The organism is Methanosarcinales archaeon (assembly GCA_014859725.1).
Taxonomy (GTDB): domain Archaea; phylum Halobacteriota; class Methanosarcinia; order Methanosarcinales; family Methanocomedenaceae; genus Kmv04.
On the sequence record JACUTQ010000200.1, the window covers coordinates 1 to 3,611 of the forward strand.

3 protein-coding genes are annotated in these 3,611 nt (G+C 44.8%); 2 read left to right on the forward strand and 1 reads right to left on the reverse strand.

Going from position 1 to position 3,611, the window contains the following annotated elements:
• Nucleotides 1-126 precede the first annotated feature (126 nt).
• Nucleotides 127-2,715 (reverse strand): ATP-dependent chaperone ClpB, encoded by a 2,589-nt coding sequence (clpB, locus tag IBX40_11995; protein MBE0525033.1) that lies wholly within the window; start codon nucleotides 2,713-2,715, stop codon nucleotides 127-129.
• Between the two features lie 364 nt (nucleotides 2,716-3,079).
• On the opposite strand from clpB, the gene IBX40_12000 reads away from it, so the two are divergent.
• Both IBX40_12000 and IBX40_12005 read left to right on the forward strand, forming a co-directional pair.
• A complete protein-coding gene (locus IBX40_12000; GenBank protein ID MBE0525034.1) occupies nucleotides 3,080-3,298 on the forward strand; it encodes a hypothetical protein in 219 nt (72 codons plus the stop codon).
• Complete coding sequence (locus tag IBX40_12005; protein ID MBE0525035.1) at nucleotides 3,298-3,552, forward strand: type II toxin-antitoxin system RelE/ParE family toxin; 255 nt, start codon at nucleotides 3,298-3,300, stop codon at nucleotides 3,550-3,552. Before IBX40_12000 ends, IBX40_12005 begins: the two co-directional genes overlap by 1 nt.
• Nucleotides 3,553-3,611 lie beyond the last annotated feature (59 nt).

The window sequence follows — 3,611 nt, forward strand, 5'->3', positions numbered from 1 at the left end:
GAAAGGGTTATGAAACGCGTGAGCCGGATGTGATGAAAGTCGCAAGTCCGGTTCTGTGAGGGGGCTCATAGTAACCTTGGGGATATTACCCTAGAAAGAGGTGCGCTATGAGCCCTACTCGACCACCTAATTATTTTCCTCTTTGTTAAATACTATCTCAGCATTATCCACATCTGCTTCAATGGTATCCCCTTCACCGAACTCCCTGTTCAGTATCTTCATTGCCAGTGGGTCCAGGATCTTTTGCTGGATGGTACGTTTAAGAGGCCGTGCACCATAAGTGGGATCAAATCCTGTCCGGGCTACGAAATCCTTGGCATTTTCAGTTAAAACAATCTCTATTTTCCTCTCTTTCAGGCGTTTACTCAACAGGCTCAACTGGATATCCACTATCTTCAAGATTTCTGGCAGCTTTAACTGATGGAACATTATGATATCATCAAGCCGGTTCAGGAACTCTGGCCTGAATTGAACCCGCACTGCCTCCATCACCTTATTTTTCATCTCTACTTCATCATCGCCATGTTCGACTATCCACTGGCTGCCAATATTGGATGTCATGATAATCACGGTATTCTTGAAATCCACGGTGCGCCCGTGCCCGTCAGTGAGCCTGCCGTCATCCAGGATCTGAAGCATTAGATTGAACACATCCGGATGTGCCTTTTCAATCTCATCCAACAATATTACCGAATACGGTCGCCGCCTCACAGCTTCTGTAAGCTGGCCACCTTCCTCATATCCCACATATCCGGGCGGCGCACCGATAAGCCGTGCAACAGTGTGCTTTTCCATATACTCACTCATATCCAGCCTGACCATAGCGGCCTCATCATCGAACAGGAATTCGGCCAGTGCCCTGCCCAGCTCTGTCTTCCCCACTCCCGTAGGACCCAGGAACATGAACGAACCTGTAGGACGGTTGATATCTGAGATGCCGGCCCTGCCCCTTCGCACAGCGTTGGCAACAGCAGAAATTGCCTCATCCTGCCCCACTACACGCAGCCTGATGCGGTCTTCCATATGTACCAGTTTTTGCATCTCACCTTCCAGCATCTTGCTCACCGGTATATGTGTCCAGTTGGACACTACTTCTGCTATGTCCTCCTCATCCACCTCTTCCTTGAGCATTTTCTGGTCCTTTTGAAGTTCTACAAGTTTTGTATTTTCAACTTCCAGCTCCTTTTGAAGGTTCAGCAGGACCCCGTACCTGAGTTCAGACGCCCTTTCCAGATTTCCTTCATGTTCTGCCTTCTCGGAGTCCATCCTGGCCTTCTCGATATCGCCTTTAATTCTCCTAATAACCTGGATTGTATCCTTTTCAAGCTGCCAGTGAGCTTTCATCTGGCTGCTCTGCTCTTTCAGGTCAGATAGTTCCTTTTCGATCTTCTCCAGGCGCTCCTTTGAGTAATCATCCTTTTCCTTTTTCACAGCCTGGCGCTCGATCTCAAGCTGCCTGATCTTCCGCTCGGCATCATCCAGTTCTGCAGGCATGCTGTCTATCTCGATCCTGAGCTTTGATGCGGCCTCATCGATCAGGTCAATGGCCTTGTCAGGTAAGAACCGGTCCGTGATATAGCGATGGGACAGCACAGCTGCTGCCACAAGTGCCGAATCCTGGATCCTGACACCGTGGTGAACCTCATATTTCTCGATCAGTCCCCGCAGGATGGATATGGTCTCATCCACTGTGGGCTCGTCCACCAGTACGGGCTGGAACCTGCGCTCAAGTGCAGCATCCTTTTCAATGTACTTTCTGTACTCGTCCAGCGTAGTGGCACCGATGGCCCGCAGCTCTCCCCTGGCCAGGGCAGGTTTTAGGAGATTTGAGGCATCAATTGATCCTTCGGCTGCCCCGGCACCCACAATGGTGTGCAGTTCATCAATGAAAAGGATGATCTTCCCTTCAGAATCCTGTATCTCTTTGATCACTGCCTTCAACCGCTCCTCGAACTCACCCCTGAACTTGGTACCTGCTACCAGAGCACCCATATCAAGAGCAACCACTTTTTTATCCCTGATTGTCTCTGGTACATCCCCTGCAAATATCCGCAGGGCCAGTCCTTCTGCGATTGCGGTTTTTCCCACACCTGGTTCGCCTATCAGCACAGGGTTGTTCTTGGTCCTGCGGGAGAGCACCTGGAGTACCCTGCGTATTTCGTTATCCCGCCCGATTACAGGGTCCAGTTTTCCCTGTGATGCCAGTTCAGTGAGGTCCCGGCCGTACTTTTGCAGCGCCTGGTATTTCTCTTCAGGATTCTGGTCAGTGACCCTGGAAGAACCCCTGACCTCCTTGAGTGCTTTAAAGAGCCCATCCTTTGATACTCCATTCTCTTTTAAGATCCGTGATGATATGCCATGTTTCTCATCAGCTATTGCCAGGAGCAGATGTTCAGTGCTAAGGAATTCATCTTTTAGCTGTTTCATCTCACTAAATGCTGCTTCAACCAAGTCATTGATCCGCTGGGACATGTAGAGCTGCCCCCCACCTGCTACTTTTGGAAGCTTTTGCATCTCTTCTTCCAGCTGGCCGGTTATTCCCGGTACGTTGACACCCAATCGATGAAGGATCTGGAGGGTAAGCCCTTCTTTCTGGTTAATCAATGCCAGCAAGAGATGCTCTACATCCAGCTGCTGTTGATTAAGATCAAGTGTTAGGTTCTGGGCATCAGCAAATGCTTCCTGTGCTTTTATTGTAAATCTATCAAATCGCATGGTAATCACTACACTATTTACATAGTCTTTCTGTAATTAAAAGATTAGCTTCTTTGCAAGAATAAGCGGGTAGTAATGCTATCTATTGGATTCTTCGCATAAAGAATGTAAATGGAACATTTTTCCTCAATACCTTAAATACTAAAAGTCAAGGACTACCCTGTAATAGAATTGCAGGGCATCTTTCTGGATGCTCATGGATTTACATTTCTAACGGTTCATTTTTTCCAATGGAGACGCAGGATTCCATTTCAACAGAAATAACTTTCGTTCCCAGTTATCCACCTTTTGTTTTGTAACAATCTATAATAATAAATATTAGCCTATAGTAATCTATAAGTGTATTAAAACTAATTTTGATATCATGGTTACAACGATTCAAATAAAAGAAGACATAAAAGCAACATTGAATCAAATGAAAATTTTTGAAAGGGAAACATATAATGATGTTCTTGAGAGGCTTATTGAAGATGTCCAAGAACTCAATGAGAAGACAAGATTAGAAATAGAATCAGCATTAAGAGAGATTGAAAGTGGCAAGTTTGTTACACATGAGAAATTAGCGAAAGATTTGGGATTTTGATGCAATTTCAAATTATCTGGTCAGAATCAGCGGCAAACGAACTTAAAAAATTAGATCGTCTTGTTGCAAAACGTATTTTCAAAAAAGTATCAAAACTTAGTGAAAATCCATATCATAATGTGACAAAACTGGTAAATGCTCCATATTATAGATTACGCGTTGGTGATTATCGTATTATCTTTGAAATACAAAATGAAATCCTTAAAATACTAATTCTCAAAGTAGGTCATAGAAAAAGTATCTATAAAGATTAATAATTCGTAACTATTCAGCCACCCTATTAACAATTTACGTTTTAAAAAAACACGTAAAC